The sequence below is a fragment of the Dryocola sharpae genome (genome assembly GCF_051307055.1).
Taxonomy (GTDB): domain Bacteria; phylum Pseudomonadota; class Gammaproteobacteria; order Enterobacterales; family Enterobacteriaceae; genus Dryocola.
Genome location: NZ_CP149994.1, coordinates 680,916 through 697,446, shown reverse-complemented (window position 1 = coordinate 697,446; position 16,531 = coordinate 680,916). Strand labels below are relative to the sequence as shown.

Genomic DNA, 16,531 nt, shown 5'->3' with positions numbered 1-16,531 from the left:
GAACGTTATCGGCGATGCAACTGCCAACTCCAGTGACGCTATCATACGCACTAATAATGGCGCCGCAAGACTGCGAAAACACTCTTTTTTACGCTACAATCGTTAAAATTTACCTGAGAAACGCTGAAATAACAGGCAGGCGAAAAACGCAATTTTTTCTGCCTGATACCTTCTGTTTACCAACTCAGAATAAAAAATTATCTATCTGACTGATTAAACGAGATTTAAGGTTCGACGCTTATGGTTTATACGGTGGCATTAACGGGCGGGATTGGCAGTGGCAAAAGCACCGTCGCCAATAGTTTTTCCCGATTAGGCGTTACCGTCGTCGATGCCGACGTCATTGCCCGCCAGGTTGTTGAACCCGGTCAGGCTGCCCTGCAGGCGATTTCTGCACGTTTTGGCAAAGCTATGCTGCTTCCGGATGGTTCTCTTAATCGTCGAATACTGCGCGAAAAGATCTTTTCTTCCCCTGACGAAAAGCAGTGGCTGAATAATCTTTTGCACCCGCTGATTCATCACCGCACTCAAACTGCAATCAGCAATGCCCTTTCGCCTTACGTGCTATGGGTAGTTCCACTACTGGTCGAAAACCAGCTCCAGCAGAAAGCGGATCGCGTGCTGGTTGTTGATGTCTCGCCAGAAGTACAAATCGCACGTACCATTGAGCGCGATAATGTCAGCCGACAGCATGCGGAGCAGATCCTTGCTGCACAGGCGACCCGCGACGAGCGGCTGGCCGCGGCTGACGATGTGATTAATAACGACGGTTCCCCCGAGAGGGTTGCCGCACATGTTGATCGCCTGCACCGCCAGTACCTGGAACTGGCGAGACAGGCTGCACAACAGGATAAAGAATAATGAGCACTCAAATCCTTTTTGAGCATCCACTGAATGAAAAAATGCGTACGTGGCTGCGTATTGAGTTTCTCATCCAGCAGCTGCAGGCCCCTTTGCCGATAGATGGCAGCTCCAGCGCGCTGCATTTTTTCCGCAATATTGGCGATCTGCTGGATGTCTTTGAACGCGGAGAAATCCGCACGGATATCCTTAAAGAGCTCGAGCGTCAGCAACGTAAATTGCTGAGCTGGTCTGAAGTGCCGGGGGTGGATATGCAGCGCATTGATTCTTTGCGTAGCCAGCTTAAAGAACGTGGCAGCGTGCTGATGTCCGCGCCACGTATTGGCCAGGCTTTGCGTGAAGATCGTTTAATCGCTCTTGTTCGTCAGCGCTTAAGCATTCCCGGCGGCTGCTGCAGTTTCGATCTTCCCACGCTGCATATCTGGCTGCATCTGACACAGGCACAGCGCGATGAGCAGGTCAGCATCTGGCTGACAAGCCTGCAACCGTTGCAACGCGCTTTGGATCTGCTGCTTGATATCATTCGTAACTCATCCCCGTTTCGCAAACAAACCAGCCTGAACGGCTTTTATCAGGATAACGGCGATGACGCGGATTTACTGCGTCTGCAGTTAGATCTGGCCTGGCAGCTCTATCCGCAAATTTCCGGCCATAAAAGCCGCTTCGCGATCCGCTTTCTGCCGCTGGACAGCGAGCGTGGCGCTATCCCTGAACGCCTCGATTTTGAACTGGCGTGCTGTTAAGGAGAAAAGATGTCTGAGTCTACTGTCGTCAATTGCCCAACCTGTGGCAAAGCCGTTATCTGGAACGAAACCAGCCCCTACCGCCCGTTTTGCAGCAAACGCTGCCAGCTTATTGATTTAGGCGAATGGGCCGCCGAAGAGAAGCGTATCCCAAGCAGCGGCGATCTTTCCGACAGCGACGGCTGGAGCGAGGAACAGCAGCCTTAAGGCTGCTGTCAGAGTCAACGACGCTAAGGCTGCTGCAGTTTTTTGATGACGGGTTCATTGGCTGGCGGGAAATCCTCCGCCGCCAGCTCATGCTGCGCAACCCACGCTCCTGGCTGCCCTTCTTTGCCCCACGGTTCGCCTTCCCAGCCTTCCACCAGGAAAAACCATAGCGTGATGTGTCTGTCCGGGAACTGATATGCCAGCTTCTCGAACCGGGTATAACGCGTCGCGGTGATTCCGGTCTCTTCCTGTAGCTCACGTACCAGAGCCTGCTCGGGCGTTTCACCTGCTTCAATCTTCCCGCCGGGGAATTCAAGTTTATTCGCCATATGGGCATCAGCCGCGCGACGGGTAATAAATATCTCGCCTTGTGCGTTGCGCACGATCCCGACGGCAATTTGCAGTTGTTTCATTTTTAATCAGGCGCTCCATAAACAAAAGGCGCAGCATGCTGCGCCTTAAACCACTTATTATGCTTAGCTCAGACGGCCATGGCACTGTTTGAATTTTTTACCGGAGCCGCAAGGGCACGGATCGTTGCGGCCTACTTTACGCTCGCCAGTTTCAGCGGCCAAAGCGATGGCTGCCTGAGTGTCGTCATCAACGTGGCTCAGCTGCTGCATCTGAGCCAGACGCTCAGCTTCTTCGCGACGCTGCTGCTCCATTGCTTCAACTTCTTCCGGCATACGCACCTGAACTTTGCTCAGGGTGCTTATCACTTCATATTTCAGTGATTCCAGCATGGCGGCAAACATGGCGAAGGATTCACGTTTGTATTCCTGCTTGGGATCTTTTTGCGCGTAGCCGCGCAGGTGGATGCCCTGACGCAGGTAGTCCATCGCGGCCAGATGCTCTTTCCACAGCGAATCCAGCGTCTGCAGCATCACGCCTTTCTCGAAGTGACGCATCATCTCGGCGCCGACCACTTCTTCTTTGCGCTGATAAACTTCGATAGCGTTTTGCAAAATACGCTCACGCAGCGTTTCTTCATGCAGCTCAGGCTCTTTATCCAGCCACTCTTTAATCGGCATATCCAGATCGAAGTCGTTTTTCAGACGATCGACAAGGCCCTGAACATCCCACATTTCTTCCAGCGACTGCGGCGGAATATGCGCATCGATAGTCGTTTTAAAGACGTCTTCGCGGATGCTGCTGATGGTTTCGCTGACGTCGCTTACGTCCAGCAGCTCATTGCGCTGGGTATAAATAGCACGGCGCTGATCGTTGGCAACGTCATCGTATTCCAGCAGCTGCTTACGAATATCGAAGTTGCGGCTTTCCACTTTACGCTGTGCGTTGGCAATAGCTTTGGTTACCCACGGGTGTTCAATCGCCTCACCCGGCTTCATGCCCAGCTTGCGCATCATGTTAGAGACGCGGTCCGAGGCGAAAATACGCATCAGGGCATCTTCCATAGACAGGTAGAAACGGGAAGAACCCGCATCGCCCTGACGGCCAGAACGGCCGCGCAGCTGGTTATCGATACGGCGAGATTCGTGACGTTCGGTACCGATGATATGCAAACCGCCGGACGCCAGCACCGCTTCGTGACGCACCTGCCAGTCAGCTTTAATCTGCGCGATCTGCTCAGGCGTTGGATCGACAAGCTCGGCTACTTCCGCCTGCCAGCTACCGCCCAACACGATATCCGTACCACGGCCCGCCATGTTGGTGGCGATAGTTACGGCGGCAGGATAGCCCGCCTGCGCAACGATACCCGCTTCGTTGGCGTGGAACTTGGCGTTCAGGACGTTATGCTTAATACCCGCTTTGGTCAGCTCAGCAGAAACCACTTCCGATTTCTCGATAGAGATGGTGCCCACAAGTACCGGCTGGCCGTTCACCGTACGCTCTTTGATGTCCTCGATGATAGCGCCGATTTTGTCCATTTCGGTCATGTAGACCAGATCCGGCATGTCCTTACGGATCATCGGACGGTTGGTCGGTACTACGATGGTATCGAGCTTGTAGATGGAGCTGAATTCGAACGCTTCGGTATCTGCAGTACCGGTCATACCGGCCAGCTTCTCATACAGACGGAAATAGTTCTGGAAGGTGATGGAAGCCAGCGTCTGGTTTTCGTTCTGAACATCCACACCTTCTTTTGCTTCCACAGCCTGATGCAGACCGTCAGACCAGCGACGGCCCTGCATGGTGCGGCCCGTGTGTTCATCCACGATGATGACTTCGCCATCTTTCACGATGTAGTCAACGTCGCGAGTAAACAGCGCGTGGGCGCGCAGCGCTGCGGTAACGTGATGCATCAGCATAATGTTAGTCGGGGAGTAAAGTGACTCGCCCTCATCCATCATTCCGGCGTCCATCAGCAGTTCTTCAATCTTCACCAGGCCACGTTCGGTCAGGTTAACCTGGCGGGATTTTTCATCCACGGAGAAGTGACCTTCCCCCTGGAAAGTGTCGGAGTCTTCTTTTTCCTGACGGATCAGGTGAGGAATGATGGTATTTACTTTTTTGTACAGCTCGGAGCTGTCTTCGGCCGGCCCGGAAATGATAAGCGGGGTACGCGCCTCATCAATCAGGATGGAGTCAACTTCATCCACCAGCGCATAGTGCAGCTTACGCTGAACGCGTTCTTCAGGGCTGAACGCCATATTGTCGCGCAGGTAGTCAAAGCCGTATTCGTTATTGGTGCCGTAGGTAATATCAGCAGCATAGGCCTCACGCTTGGCCGGCGCTGGCATTCCCGGCAGGTTGATGCCCACGCTCAGACCAAGGAATTCAAACAGCGGACGGTTGTTTTCCGCATCGCGCTGGGCAAGATAGTCGTTCACGGTTACTACGTGAACGCCTTTGCCGCTCAGTGCGTTCAGATAAGCAGGCAGCGTTGCCGTCAGCGTTTTACCTTCACCGGTACGCATTTCTGCGATGCAGCGCTCGTTGAGCACCATACCGCCAAGCAGCTGCACGTCGAAGTGACGCATGCCGAATACGCGCTTACTTGCTTCACGCACGACGGCGAAAGCTTCAGGAATTAACGTTTCCAGCACCGCGCCTTTTTCCAGACGGGCACGGAACTCATTGGTTTTAGCCTGCAGCTCATCGTCAGAGAGCTTTTCCATTTCCGGTTCCATGCTGTTGATCATGGATACCACTTTACGCATACGGCGCAATGAACGATCGTTACGACTGCCAAAGACTTTAGTTAATAGTTTAGTTAGCATAATAAATTCTCAAACGCCTGCATCAGAGCAGATCTACAGATAATGTTATAATTTAAGGTGATTTTCTTAACTGAGGCGTTGGGGTCCGGCGCGAATTCCCTGCACCTGGCCTACCCACGTTGCAGCGCTGAATACCGCAACGGCAGGACGCTGCCAGAGTGAAATATGGCGAACAATAACAGGAGGCTTGCTTTCGTGGGTTAATAACGCGTTGAGCGTATCGAGTAAAGCGAGATGCTGCGCCTGAAGCGGAATACTCTCTTCTGCTACCGGCAACGCCTGTGGCGCCATAGCGAAAGAAAGATGGCGGATTACGGTACGGATGGCATGCTGATGCCAGTAATCTACGGTAAACGAGGAACGACGGGTGCTTTCCTGCAATAATGCCAGGCTGTCGAAGCTAACCTGGTTAAGATAGTCCTGACCGCTGGCAGAGGCTTCCGCAGGAGCGTTATGACCGGCATTTCCGCTTAGCGCAGGCAGGCCAAAACTCGCCGCGACCATCCCTAACAAGAGATGCGGCCAGAAATAACGTCTGCCAAAGTGTCGCCAACGATTTAGAATACCAATCACTTTTTCCGCCGGAGCTTATAATATGCGCGATAGTCGCCCGCAATCTTTAGATAACCTGTTTGACGATGCCGGTGCTCAGAGCGTGCTGCAGAATGTACAACAGCGCGCGGCGGCCTTATTACGGCTCAACCGGGCAGTGAGAAGCATCATACCTGCTCAACTGCATCCCTGGTGCCGGGTCGCAAACTTCCGCCAGGGGATCCTCGTACTTGAAACGGCGAATGCCAGCTGGCTGATGCGGTTACGCTACGAACAAGCCACGCTGCTGAGTGCATTGCGCGCACAAATACTACCATCATTGACGTCAATCGACATCAGGATTAATCCAACGCTTGCGGCAATTGGCAGGGATTCTGTACAAGAAAACAGCATTCAGACGCAGAGCGGACAATTTGAGGTCAATCGGGAATTAAGCGAGCAGAGCGCGGAAGCGTTGCGGGAGGTGGCTAAACGTAGCCCGGAGAAACTTAGAGCGGCAATAGAACGACTGGCTTCGTTGGCCGGAGAGAGTACCAACAAAAACCAGTCGTAATCGAGAGTTCAGGCGTTACGCCAGCACCATAGTCGGTGCTTTGAATGCCAGAGGAAGTTCAGCGTCGTCTTCGAAGGTTGCCCATTCCCAGGCTTCCTGCTTCGCTAAAACTGCCTGCAACAGCTTGTTGTTCAGCGCATGACCAGATTTATAGGCGGTAAACGCGCCGATAATATTGTGGCCGCACATGAACAGATCGCCGATAGCATCCAGCATTTTGTGACGAACGAATTCATCTTCAAAACGCAGGCCGTCTTCGTTCAGTACGCGATAATCGTCAACAACGATGGCACAATCGAAGCTGCCGCCCAGGCACAGGCCGCGGGACTGCAGATATTCGATATCACGCATAAAGCCGAAGGTACGAGCGCGGCTGATCTGGCGCATAAAGGCGTCCGCAGAGAAATTCATGCTGTAACGCTGGGTGCTGGCATCAATCGCCGGATGGTTAAAATCGATGGTAAAGTCCAACGAAAAACCATTATACGGCCTGAATTCAGCCCATTTATCGCCATCTTCAACACGAACCGTCTCTTTGACGCGCACAAATTTCTTCGCGCTGTTCAGTTCGTCAATACCAGCGTCAAGAAGCAGGTAGACAAACGGCGCCGCGCTACCGTCCATGATCGGGATCTCTGGCGCATCGACTTCAACAATAATGTTGTCGATACCCAGACCCGCCAGGGCAGCGTTAAGGTGCTCAACGGTAGATATCCGCACATCGTGCTCGTTCACCAGGCAAGTACAGAGCATGGTATCACGCACAGATTTGGCATCTGCCGGAAAATCTACCGGAGGATTCAAGTCGGTGCGACGATAGATGACCCCGGTATTGGCCGGCGCAGGGCGCAACGTCAGCGTGACCTTTTTGCCGGTATGTAAACCGACGCCGGTCGCCTGAACGATACGTTTAAGTGTCCTTTGTTTGATCATCGTATAATCTCGCCAAATTACCTATCCAACCGAAGTGTATATCACAATCGGCAGGCCAGTTTAGCACAAAGAGCGGAGATGCCCAACTTCCGGTTTATTCTTAATCAGCCTGCTTACGCAAAAATGCTGGAATATCCAGGTAATCAGGTTCCTTCGCAGCTTGTGGCGTATTGTCGTTAACGACCTTAGCCGCAGGCTTTTGTTCCTGAGTCAAAGGCGCCATGCCGTGCTGCTGGTAGCGATCCATAACAGGCTGCTGGGTCTGCTGCTTATTCGTCACCAGGGTAATTTCAGGGCGCTTGTCCATGCCAATGCCGGTAGCAACAACGGTAACACGCAGTTCGTCGTTCATCTCTGGATCCAGAGAGGTACCGATAACCACGGTGGCGTTATCAGAAGCGAACGCACGGATGGTGTTACCCACGGTTTCGAACTCGTCCAGACGCAGGTCGAAACCAGCGGTGATGTTAACCAGCACGCCGCGCGCGCCGGACAGATCGATATCTTCCAGCAGCGGGCTGGAGATTGCCATTTCTGCTGCTTCTTCAGCGCGGTCTTCGCCACTTGCTACGCCGGAGCCCATCATGGCATAACCCATTTCGGACATTACGGTACGCACGTCAGCAAAGTCGACGTTCATCAGACCCGGGCGGGTAATCAGTTCGGCGATACCCTGCACGGCGCCTTTCAGCACATCGTTTGCCGCGCCAAAAGCGTCGAGCAGAGAGATGCCACGGCCCAGGACCTTCAGCAGCTTATCGTTTGGAATAGTGATCAGGGAGTCAACGTGCTTAGAGAGCTCGGCGATGCCCTGCTCCGCGAACGCCATACGCTTCTTGCCTTCAAAATTGAAAGGCTTAGTTACAACGGCAACGGTAAGAATACCGAGGTCTTTAGCAACTTCCGCAACAACGGGTGCGGCACCCGTGCCTGTACCGCCGCCCATACCTGCGGCGATAAACACCATGTCTGCGCCTTCAAGCGCGGCACGTAACGCATCACGATCTTCATCGGCTGCGGAACGACCCACTTCAGGATTTGCTCCAGCACCCAGACCTTTGGTAATACCATTACCAATCTGGATTGTCTGGCCTACTGCAGTTTTACGCAACGCCTGAGCGTCGGTATTGACCGCGAAGAAATCAACGCCTTCGATGCGCTCGCGCACCATATGTTCAACGGCATTACCGCCGCCGCCACCGACGCCGATGACTTTAATCACCGCGTCGTTGGTCAGTTCCATAGGTTCAAACATAGTTTCTCTCCGTTTTGTGCCTGTCGCCTGAGACCGCTAATTTTGTCCGGTCTCTTATAAAAATTAAAACTCTTTTCTCAGCCAGCTGTTGATTCGCTTAAACCATGAGCCGACAGAGGTCCGTTTTTCCACTTCTGCTTCACCACTGAGATGAGACTCCTTCCCGTAGTGCAGCAAGCCGACGGCAGTCGAATAGTACGACTCCTGGGCATAATCAGTCAGGCCAGTAATATTTAACGGCTGCCCGATACGCACCTGCGTATGGAACACGCGCTGAGCACAGGCCGCCAGGCCTTCAATTTGCGCAGCGCCGCCGGTTAAGACAATCCCCGCGGCCAGGTGGTGCTTCACACCCTGCAGGCGGAGTTGCTCCTGTAACTGCAAAATCTCTTCATTCACCAGGTTTAGCAGCTCGGTATAACGCGGCTCAATAACTTCAGCAAGCGTCTGACGCTGCAGGCTACGCGGTGGACGGCCACCCACGCTCGGTACTTCAACGTTTTCATCTTTGCCAACGATGGAGCCCAGCGCACAACCATGGCGTACTTTAATAGCTTCTGCATCGCTTGGCGGCGTGCCGAAAGCATAGGCGATATCGCTGGTCACCACGTTCCCCGCATAAGGGATAACCTTGGTGTGGCGCAACGCGCCGCCAGTGTATACCGCGATATCCATTGTACCACCGCCGATATCAACTACGCAGACGCCCAGCTCGCGTTCGTCTTCGGTTAAAACGGCGTAGCTCGCGGCCAGGCCTGCAAAGATAAGTTGGTCAACTTTCAGACCACAACGTTCAACGGCCTTAACGATGTTTTTGGCCATATCGTTATGGCAGGTAATCAAATGCACCTTGGCCTGCATACGCACACCAGATAACCCTACCGGATTTTTAATCCCTTCCTGATAGTCGATGGCATATTCTTGCGGGATAACGTGCAGAACGCGATGTTCGTCACGAACGCGCACTGATTTTGCGGTATGAACGACGTTCTCCACGTCCTCCTGCGTTACCTCTTCTTCAGAGATAGGCACCATACCAATTTCGTTCTGACAGCTAATATGCTTGCCGGACAGCGCCAGGTACACCGAAGAGATCTGGCAGTCCGCCATCAGCTCGGCCTGGTCAATTGCCCGCTGAACGCATTTTACGACCGATTCAAGATCGTTAACGCCGCCTTTGTCCATCCCACGGGATGGGCAGCTGCCCACGCCGATAATATTGACCATACCGTCGGGCAGAACTTCCCCTACTAAAGCGGCGACCTTCGCGGTCCCGATCTCCAGTCCAACTACCAGTTTTCTGTCCGTCGCCTTGATCATTGTTGTTCTGCCTGTGCCTGATTCTGTTGCTGATTAGGATTAGGTTCCTGTTCGGGAGCGGGCTGCCAGCCCACTGCCGCGCCTGAGTCATACCGCAAGTCGACATAGCTCACCACTTTGCTGTCCGCTTGCTCCTGCTGTTGCAGAACCGGGTACAGCTCTACAAAGCGACTCAGGCGTTTCATCGTATCGCCCCGGCCCAGATTGAGCCTGATGCCGTTGTTTAACGTTAACTGCCAGGAACGACGAGCGGTCATTGCCGCTTCTTTCAACGTGAATTTATCCTTTGCCAGCACCTGCCCCATCGCGCGATAGCCCTGCAAAACTTCACCTTCGCTCCCTTCAGGGCCGGATAACATCGGTAAAGTCTGCTTTCCGGTACGTTCAGCCGGAACGCTGAAGGCGTTGCCTTCGGCGTCAATCATGTGCTGATCATTCCATCGCGCTATGGGCACATATTCAACCAGATGAATCTTCAATTCGTCCGGCCACTGCTTTCTTACGCTCGCCTGCTTGATCCAGGGCAAACGTTCAATCTGCTGCTGGATGATATTCACATCCTGCGTCATAAAGGTGCCCGGCGGGCCGAGCGCCAGAATGGACTGGCGAATATCATCATTGCGCGTGTAGTGCCGATCGCCGGTTACCACCAGCCTGGAAAGCGGCAGACGCTGAGCATCCTCCATCCAGCCGACCACAATCCAGCCACCGATAAACACCGTAAACAGCACCGCACTCAGGAAGATAATACCTGCCAGCCGTCCCCCGTTACTACGACGGGTGCTGCCAGGCTCTTCCTGGCGATTACGCGCGTTGAGGGCTGCTTGCGACATATCAGTCCGCCAACTCCAGAATACGTACCACCAGCTGTGAGAAAGTCATCCCCGCCTGACGCGCCGCCATTGGCACCAGGCTATGGCTGGTCATGCCCGGCGACGTGTTCACCTCCAGCAGATAAAACTGCCCGTCGCTGTCCTGCATGACATCCACCCGGCCCCAGCCGCTGCAGCCTAAAATCTGCCAGGCCTGCAACACCAGCGCCTGCAAATCCTGCTCACGCTGTTCGCTTAAGCCGCCCGGACAGAAATATTGAGTTTCATCAGAGAGATACTTCGCGTCATAATCATAGAAGGTTCCAGCCGGCTGGATACGAATTGACGGTAATATTTCCTCGCCGAGGATGGCTACCGTGTACTCAGGCCCGCTTAACCATTTTTCGATCAGCACTTCTTCATCGTGTTTGAAGGCTAACGCCAGCGCAGCCGGCAGCGCCGCAGCGTCATCGACTTTCGACATCCCCACGCTTGAACCTTCACGGCTCGGCTTAACGATAACCGGCAGCCCCAGCTGGGTGATACGTTCCATCGTTACAGCCGTCATGCCTGCTTGCGTGTCCCGGCGAGTCAACGCCACCCAGGGCGCAACCGGTAAATCCGCGCCTTGCCACAGCAGCTTGGTACGCAGCTTATCCATGCTGATAGCCGAGGCCATCACGCCGCTGCCGGTGTACGGAAGATCCAGAAACTCCAGCAGCCCTTGCAGCGTACCATCTTCACCGCCGCGGCCGTGCAGCGCGATGAAAACTTTGTCGAACCCCTTAAGTTTGAGGTCGGTCACTGCGGTATCTTGCGGATCGACGCCATGAGCGTCGATGCCCGCTTCTTTCAGGCCCGCCAGCACGGCGCTTCCTGACTGCAACGACACGTCACGCTCAGCGGAAGTCCCACCCAGCAGGACAGCTATTTTATCAGCCATGGTGCTCTTCCTCGTTAGCCTGAGGCCGCAGTTTGCTTTCAGCCAGTTTTTTTGCAATTTTGCCGACGTTTCCTGCGCCCTGCACCAGAATCAAATCATTTCCCGTCAACACTGGCGCGAGGATCTCCGCAATCTGTCCCGCTTCCGGCACCAGGATCGGATCGACTTTGCCACGGCTGCGAATGGTGCGACACAGCGAGCGGCTATCCGCCCCCGGGATCGGCGCTTCGCCGGCAGCATAAACATCGAGCATCAGCAAAGCATCCACCTGCGACAGCACGCCGGCAAAATCGTCATACAGATCGCGGGTGCGCGTAAAACGGTGCGGCTGGAAAATCATCACCAGATTTTTATCTGGCCAGCCTGCGCGGGCTGCTTTAATTGTCGCGTCCACTTCCGTCGGGTGATGGCCGTAGTCATCCACCAGCATCGCGCTGCCTGCTTTGCCATTTACCGGCGCCAGCGGATACTCGCCCAGGAAATCAAAGCGGCGGCCGGTGCCCTGGAAGCTCTCCAGCGCACGCAGGATGGCGTCATCTTCGATACCCTCTTCCGTGGCAACGGCGACCGCTGCCGCAGCATTCAGGGCGTTGTGACGGCCTGGCGCATTCAGCGTGACGCGCAGCTCCGGTTTATCCAGGCGCACGATAGTGAAATGCCCCTGCGGCCCTTTCTGCTGATAGTGTTCAATGCGGATATCCGCATCGTCGCTAAAACCGTAGGTGGTGGTTTGACGACCCACACGCGGCAGCAGCTCGCGAATTACCGGATCGTCCACGCACATCACGGCACGGCCGTAAAACGGCAAGTTGTGCAGGAAGTTAATAAACGTCTGCTTCAGATTTTCGAAATCGCCCTGGTAGGTGTCCATATGGTCGGCTTCGATATTGGTCACGACCGAGACCATAGGTTGCAGATGGAGGAATGACGCATCACTCTCATCGGCCTCCGCAATCAGGTAGCGGCTGTGGCCCAGGCGCGCATGCGTTCCCGCCGCCTTCACCAGGCCGCCGTTAACGAACGTAGGATCCAGACCCGCTTCCGCGTAGATGCTGGATACCATCGCCGTGGTCGTGGTTTTTCCGTGGGTGCCCGCGATGGCGATGCCATGGCGAAAGCGCATTAATTCAGCCAGCATTTCGGCGCGACGGATAACCGGGATGCGCGCTTCGTGCGCGGCGACAATTTCCGGGTTGTCCGCAGAAATCGCGGTCGATACCACCACCACGCTTGCATCCAGCACGTTTTCCGGGCGGTGGTTAAAATAAATAGTGGCACCCAGTGCCGACAACTGCTGCGTGACGGGATTCGGCGCTAGATCGGAGCCGCTAATCTGGTAACCTTCGTTAGCCAGAACTTCGGCAATACCGCCCATACCGGCGCCGCCGATGCCAACAAAATGAATGTGCCGGACGCGACGCATCTCGGGCACGATAGAACGCAGTTTCGCCAGTTGTTGTGTATTCATTCTCTAACCTGCGGCGCTTTGCGCCATTACATCAAAAAATTCACGGGTGAAAAGCGTCACCCACAACCTTCAAATCTTTACGCCAGTGCTGCAGCGCTTACTTCTCTGGCTACCCGCTCGGTTGCATCAGGAATGGACGCAGCGCGTGCACGCTCGGCCATCGCCAGCAACGTTGCCCTGTCCCATCCGGCGAGCGTGTCGGTAACGGCATCCACGGTAAACTGCGGTTGCTCCAGTATTCTGGCGGCTCCTGCCTGTTCCAGCGGCAGCGCGTTCCAGTATTGCTGCCGATCTTTATGCTGAAAGGGAACGAACAGCGCGGGCAATCCTGCGGCTGCGATTTCACTCACGGTTAACGCGCCTGAGCGGCATACCACGACATCGGCCCATGCGTAAGCCGCAGCCATATCGTCAATAAATTCTGCGATCTTGTGCTGAGGCTGCGCAGCTTGCGCATAAGCCTGCTGGACTACAGCCTGAGCGCCCTTGCCGCATTGATGCCAGATAGTTACGGCATTGCCGAGACGACCCGCAACCTGCGGCATGATCTGGTTCAGCACGCGCGCGCCCTGAGAACCACCGACCACCAGTACGCGAACCGGCCCTTCACGCCCGGAAAACCGTTCCTGGGGCAAAGGCAGCGCTAATACATCCGTACGCACAGGATTACCGACCACGTCCGCATTCGGAAATGCGCCGGGAAACGCCTGCATCACCTTTTTAGCAATTTTTGCCAGCCACTTATTGGTCAGGCCCGCAATACCGTTTTGCTCGTGCAAAACCACAGGAACGCCAAGCGACCAGGCGGCCAGCCCGCCAGGACCAGAAACATAGCCGCCCATACCCAGCACAACGTCCGGACGCCAGGCTTTCATGATCGCCCTCGCCTGCCGCCAGGCTTTAAAAATATGCACCGGCGCCAGCAGCAGCGCTTTCACCCCCTTTCCGCGCAGCCCCGAAATACGGATAAAGTCGATTTCAATGCCGTGCTTTGGCACAAGCTCCGCTTCCATACGATCGGCGGTGCCAAGCCAGCGCACCTGCCAGCCCTCAGCCATCAGATGATGGGCTACCGCAAGCCCCGGGAAAACGTGTCCGCCCGTGCCGCCCGCCATCACCATTAACCGCCGGGATTGATTGCTCATCGTACGCTCCGTGTAAACGCCTGGGCTTTCGCCAGGCGTGTTTCATAATCAATACGCAGCAACATCATGATTGCCGTAGACATAATTAACAAACTGGAACCACCGTAACTGATGAGCGGCAGCGTCAGGCCCTTCGTCGGCAACATCCCTGCCGCCGCGCCCACGTTCACCAGCGCCTGGAAACTGAACCAGACACCGATTGAACAGGCGAGAAAACCCGCAAAACGCTGATCCAGCTCAAGGGCGCGTTTGCCGATAGACATCGCGCGAAAAGCGACGAAGAATACCATCAATAAAGCCAGTACCACACCGATATATCCCAGTTCTTCGCCAATAATGGAGAAGATAAAGTCAGTGTGCGCTTCCGGCAGATACTCCAGCTTTTGTACGGAATTTCCTAAGCCCTGGCCCCACAATTCACCGCGGCCAAATGCCATTAGCGATTGCGTAAGCTGGTAGCCGCTGCCGAATGGATCTTCCCATGGATTCCAGAAGGAGGTGACGCGGCGGATACGGTAGGGTTCGGCCAGGATCAGCAGCACGACCGCGGAAATACCCATGCCGATAATGGCGATGAACTGCCAGAGCTTCGCCCCCGCGAGGAACAGCATCGCAAGCGTCGTCACAAACAGCACGACGACCGTACCGAGGTCAGGCTGGGCCAGCAAAAGCACGGCCATCACCAGAATTACGCCCATCGGCTTTAAGAAGCCGCGCAGGTTATTACGCACCTCATCAACCTTGCGAACAAGGTAGTTGGCGAGATAGCAGAACAGCGACAGCTTGGTAAACTCGGCTGGCTGAATACGCAGCGGGCCAAAGGCAATCCAGCGCGATGCACCGTTAACCGAACTCCCCACCACCAGGACGATAAGCAGCATCGCAATGGAAAGCAGCAGCATCGCCGTACTGTGGCGCTGCCAGAAAGCCATAGGCAGGCGCAGGGTGATCATCGCCAGCGCAGATGCCAGCACGATGTAAAGCCCGTCGCGTTTGGCAAACAGGAAGGGATCGTTTGCCAGGCGTTGTCCGACAGGCATCGACGCCGAGGTCACCATGATAAAACCAATGGCGGCCAGGCCGAATGTTAACCACAGCAGGGTGCGGTCGTAGAGCACCATGCTGTTTGAGTCGGCTTCGCGGGAGCCCATCACCCAGCCTTTCAGCGCCGATGACACCCATGCCAGGACAGCAAATCCCGGAACGCGTGGCATACGCAGGCGAGGGAGTGATAAACGCATCAGCCTAGCTCCTTCGCAAGTCGGGTAAAGAGATCCCCGCGCTGTTCAAAGTTTTTGAACTGGTCGAGGCTTGCACAGGCTGGCGATAACAGCACCATATCGCCCGGCTTAACGCGCGGAGCGATAAGCTCCATCGCCTGCGCCATGGTTTCTGTCTGCTCCGCCGCTTCCGGGCGCAGCGCGGCAAGCCCGGCGCCGTCGCGGCCAAAGCAGTACAGGCGAACATTCGGCCCTTGCAGATACTGCGCAAGGGAGGAGAAATCGGCAGATTTACCATCCCCGCCCAGCAGCAGATGCAGCGTACCGTCCACGTGCAGACCGTTAAGCGCGGCTTCGGTGCTGCCGACGTTGGTGGCTTTGGAATCGTTAATCCAGCGCACGCCGTTGTGCTCCCAGGCCAGCTGGAAACGGTGCGCCAGGCCGGTGAACGTTGTCAGCGCCTTCAGGCTGCTGGAGCGCGGCAGCTTCACCGCATCAGCCAGAGCAAGCGCTGCCAGAGCGTTGGTGTAGTTGTGCTGGCCCGCCAGCTTCATCTCTTTGGTGCTGAGCACTTTCTCGCCCTTCACGCGCAGCCAGGTATCCCCCTGCTGGCGATTGAGGTGATAATCACCCACGTCCACGCCAAAGCTCACGCAACGCTCATCCGCACCGCGTACCGGCATGGTCAGGGCGTCGTCCGCATTTACCACGCAAACCGCCGCATTTTCATAAACACGCAGTTTGGCCGCGCGATATTGCTGAAGGCCAAACGGGTATCTGTCCATATGATCTTCAGTGACGTTAAGGATCGTGGCGGCGGCCGCCTTCAGGCTGTGCGTGGTCTCTAACTGGAAGCTGGAAAGCTCCAGCACGTACAGTTCGCGATTCGGCTCAAGCAGCATCAGCGCAGGCAGACCGATGTTGCCGCCCACGCCAACGTTGATGCCAGCGGCTTTCGCCATTTCGCCCACGAGGCTGGTCACCGTGCTTTTCCCGTTTGAACCGGTAATCGCCACAATCGGCGCCTGCGCCTCGCGGCAAAAGAGCTCGATATCGCCGACGATTTCCACGCCGTTATCAGCCGCGTTGCTTAGCGCAGGCTGCGCCAGCGCGATACCAGGGCTTGCCACAATTAAATCTGCCGCCAGCAGCCAGTTTTCATTCAGGGAGCCAAGATGACGCTCTACCGTTTCCGGCAGTTTATCAAGGCCCGGCGGGGAGATACGGCTGTCCATCACGCGCGGCGTTACGCCGCGCGCAAGGAAGAAATCCACGCAGGACAGGCCGGTTAAGCCCAACCCAATAATGACGACTTTTTTACCCTGGTAATCTGCCAT

At 55.4% G+C, this 16,531-nt stretch carries 16 protein-coding genes; 4 read left to right on the top strand and 12 right to left on the bottom strand.

Features of this window, described 5'->3' with window-relative positions:
• The first annotated feature begins 240 nt into the window (after positions 1–240).
• Genes coaE through yacG form a run of 3 tightly spaced genes read left to right on the top strand, consistent with a single transcriptional unit; the run spans position 241 to position 1,811 of the window.
• Positions 241–861, top strand: a complete 621-nt coding sequence (gene coaE, locus WLO31_RS03330; RefSeq protein ID WP_435929097.1) for a dephospho-CoA kinase — start codon at positions 241–243, stop codon at positions 859–861.
• Positions 861–1,604: a cell division protein ZapD gene (gene zapD, locus WLO31_RS03325; RefSeq protein ID WP_435929096.1), complete on the top strand. Its 744-nt coding sequence runs from the start codon at positions 861–863 to the stop codon at positions 1,602–1,604. Before coaE ends, zapD begins: the two co-directional genes overlap by 1 nt.
• A gap of 9 nt (positions 1,605–1,613) precedes the next feature.
• Entirely contained in the window at positions 1,614–1,811 is a 198-nt protein-coding gene (gene yacG / locus WLO31_RS03320; RefSeq protein ID WP_435929095.1) for a DNA gyrase inhibitor YacG, read from the top strand.
• Positions 1,812–1,834: 23 nt separating this feature from the next.
• Here the strand turns inward: yacG and mutT are convergent, their stop codons facing one another.
• The 3 genes from mutT to secM all read right to left on the bottom strand — a co-directional run bounded on the left by mutT (position 1,835) and on the right by secM (position 5,566).
• Positions 1,835–2,224, bottom strand: a complete 390-nt coding sequence (gene mutT, locus WLO31_RS03315; protein ID WP_435929094.1) for an 8-oxo-dGTP diphosphatase MutT — start codon at positions 2,222–2,224, stop codon at positions 1,835–1,837.
• 63 nt (positions 2,225–2,287) lie between these two features.
• Positions 2,288–4,993: a preprotein translocase subunit SecA gene (gene secA / locus WLO31_RS03310; RefSeq protein WP_435929093.1), complete on the bottom strand. Its 2,706-nt coding sequence runs from the start codon at positions 4,991–4,993 to the stop codon at positions 2,288–2,290.
• Between the two features lie 66 nt (positions 4,994–5,059).
• The gene (gene secM / locus WLO31_RS03305) at positions 5,060–5,566 is read right to left on the bottom strand and encodes a secA translation cis-regulator SecM (protein ID WP_435929092.1); all 507 of its coding nucleotides are present in this window, start codon (positions 5,564–5,566) and stop codon (positions 5,060–5,062) included.
• Between the two features lie 22 nt (positions 5,567–5,588).
• Here secM and WLO31_RS03300 point away from each other — a divergent pair, with 22 nt between their 5' ends.
• Positions 5,589–6,098, top strand: a complete 510-nt coding sequence (locus tag WLO31_RS03300; protein WP_435929091.1) for a DUF721 domain-containing protein — start codon at positions 5,589–5,591, stop codon at positions 6,096–6,098.
• A 15-nt stretch (positions 6,099–6,113) separates the two neighbouring features.
• Here the strand turns inward: WLO31_RS03300 and lpxC are convergent, their stop codons facing one another.
• The 9 genes from lpxC to murD all read right to left on the bottom strand — a co-directional run bounded on the left by lpxC (position 6,114) and on the right by murD (position 16,531).
• Positions 6,114–7,031: a UDP-3-O-acyl-N-acetylglucosamine deacetylase gene (gene lpxC / locus WLO31_RS03295; RefSeq protein ID WP_435929090.1), complete on the bottom strand. Its 918-nt coding sequence runs from the start codon at positions 7,029–7,031 to the stop codon at positions 6,114–6,116.
• A 100-nt stretch (positions 7,032–7,131) separates the two neighbouring features.
• On the bottom strand, positions 7,132–8,286 hold the full coding sequence (gene ftsZ / locus WLO31_RS03290) for a cell division protein FtsZ (protein ID WP_167611074.1): 1,155 nt from the start codon (positions 8,284–8,286) through the stop codon (positions 7,132–7,134).
• Between the two features lie 63 nt (positions 8,287–8,349).
• Entirely contained in the window at positions 8,350–9,606 is a 1,257-nt protein-coding gene (gene ftsA / locus WLO31_RS03285; RefSeq protein WP_167611077.1) for a cell division protein FtsA, read from the bottom strand.
• Positions 9,603–10,439, bottom strand: coding sequence for a cell division protein FtsQ (gene ftsQ / locus WLO31_RS03280; RefSeq protein WP_435929089.1), 837 nt, complete (start codon positions 10,437–10,439; stop codon positions 9,603–9,605). The genes ftsA and ftsQ overlap by 4 nt, the downstream gene beginning before the upstream one ends.
• A gap of 1 nt (position 10,440) precedes the next feature.
• A complete protein-coding gene (locus WLO31_RS03275) occupies positions 10,441–11,361 on the bottom strand; it encodes a D-alanine--D-alanine ligase (RefSeq protein ID WP_435929088.1) in 921 nt (306 codons plus the stop codon).
• On the bottom strand, positions 11,354–12,829 hold the full coding sequence (murC, locus tag WLO31_RS03270; RefSeq protein ID WP_435929087.1) for a UDP-N-acetylmuramate--L-alanine ligase: 1,476 nt from the start codon (positions 12,827–12,829) through the stop codon (positions 11,354–11,356). Before murC ends, WLO31_RS03275 begins: the two co-directional genes overlap by 8 nt.
• Positions 12,830–12,906: 77 nt before the next feature.
• A complete protein-coding gene (gene murG / locus WLO31_RS03265; RefSeq protein WP_435929086.1) occupies positions 12,907–13,974 on the bottom strand; it encodes an undecaprenyldiphospho-muramoylpentapeptide beta-N-acetylglucosaminyltransferase in 1,068 nt (355 codons plus the stop codon).
• Positions 13,971–15,215, bottom strand: coding sequence for a cell division protein FtsW (gene ftsW / locus WLO31_RS03260; RefSeq protein ID WP_435929085.1), 1,245 nt, complete (start codon positions 15,213–15,215; stop codon positions 13,971–13,973). The genes murG and ftsW overlap by 4 nt, the downstream gene beginning before the upstream one ends.
• Complete coding sequence (murD, locus tag WLO31_RS03255) at positions 15,215–16,531, bottom strand: UDP-N-acetylmuramoyl-L-alanine--D-glutamate ligase (RefSeq protein ID WP_435929084.1); 1,317 nt, start codon at positions 16,529–16,531, stop codon at positions 15,215–15,217. Before murD ends, ftsW begins: the two co-directional genes overlap by 1 nt.

Excerpts from the sequence above, each read along its gene's own strand:
- murG (WP_435929086.1), bottom strand. The coding sequence starts at position 13,974 with ATGAGCAATCAATCCCGGCGGTTAATGGTGATGGCGGGCGGCACGGGC.
- zapD (WP_435929096.1), top strand. The coding sequence starts at position 861 with ATGAGCACTCAAATCCTTTTTGAGCATCCACTGAATGAAAAAATGCGT.
- mutT (WP_435929094.1), bottom strand. The coding sequence starts at position 2,224 with ATGAAACAACTGCAAATTGCCGTCGGGATCGTGCGCAACGCACAAGGC.
- secA (WP_435929093.1), bottom strand. The coding sequence starts at position 4,993 with ATGCTAACTAAACTATTAACTAAAGTCTTTGGCAGTCGTAACGATCGT.
- yacG (WP_435929095.1), top strand. The coding sequence starts at position 1,614 with ATGTCTGAGTCTACTGTCGTCAATTGCCCAACCTGTGGCAAAGCCGTT.
- murD (WP_435929084.1), bottom strand. The coding sequence starts at position 16,531 with ATGGCAGATTACCAGGGTAAAAAAGTCGTCATTATTGGGTTGGGCTTA.
- coaE (WP_435929097.1), top strand. The coding sequence starts at position 241 with ATGGTTTATACGGTGGCATTAACGGGCGGGATTGGCAGTGGCAAAAGC.
- ftsQ (WP_435929089.1), bottom strand. The coding sequence starts at position 10,439 with ATGTCGCAAGCAGCCCTCAACGCGCGTAATCGCCAGGAAGAGCCTGGC.
- WLO31_RS03300 (WP_435929091.1), top strand. The coding sequence starts at position 5,589 with ATGCGCGATAGTCGCCCGCAATCTTTAGATAACCTGTTTGACGATGCC.
- WLO31_RS03275 (WP_435929088.1), bottom strand. The coding sequence starts at position 11,361 with ATGGCTGATAAAATAGCTGTCCTGCTGGGTGGGACTTCCGCTGAGCGT.
- lpxC (WP_435929090.1), bottom strand. The coding sequence starts at position 7,031 with ATGATCAAACAAAGGACACTTAAACGTATCGTTCAGGCGACCGGCGTC.
- murC (WP_435929087.1), bottom strand. The coding sequence starts at position 12,829 with ATGAATACACAACAACTGGCGAAACTGCGTTCTATCGTGCCCGAGATG.
- ftsA (WP_167611077.1), bottom strand. The coding sequence starts at position 9,606 with ATGATCAAGGCGACGGACAGAAAACTGGTAGTTGGACTGGAGATCGGG.
- ftsW (WP_435929085.1), bottom strand. The coding sequence starts at position 15,215 with ATGCGTTTATCACTCCCTCGCCTGCGTATGCCACGCGTTCCGGGATTT.
- ftsZ (WP_167611074.1), bottom strand. The coding sequence starts at position 8,286 with ATGTTTGAACCTATGGAACTGACCAACGACGCGGTGATTAAAGTCATC.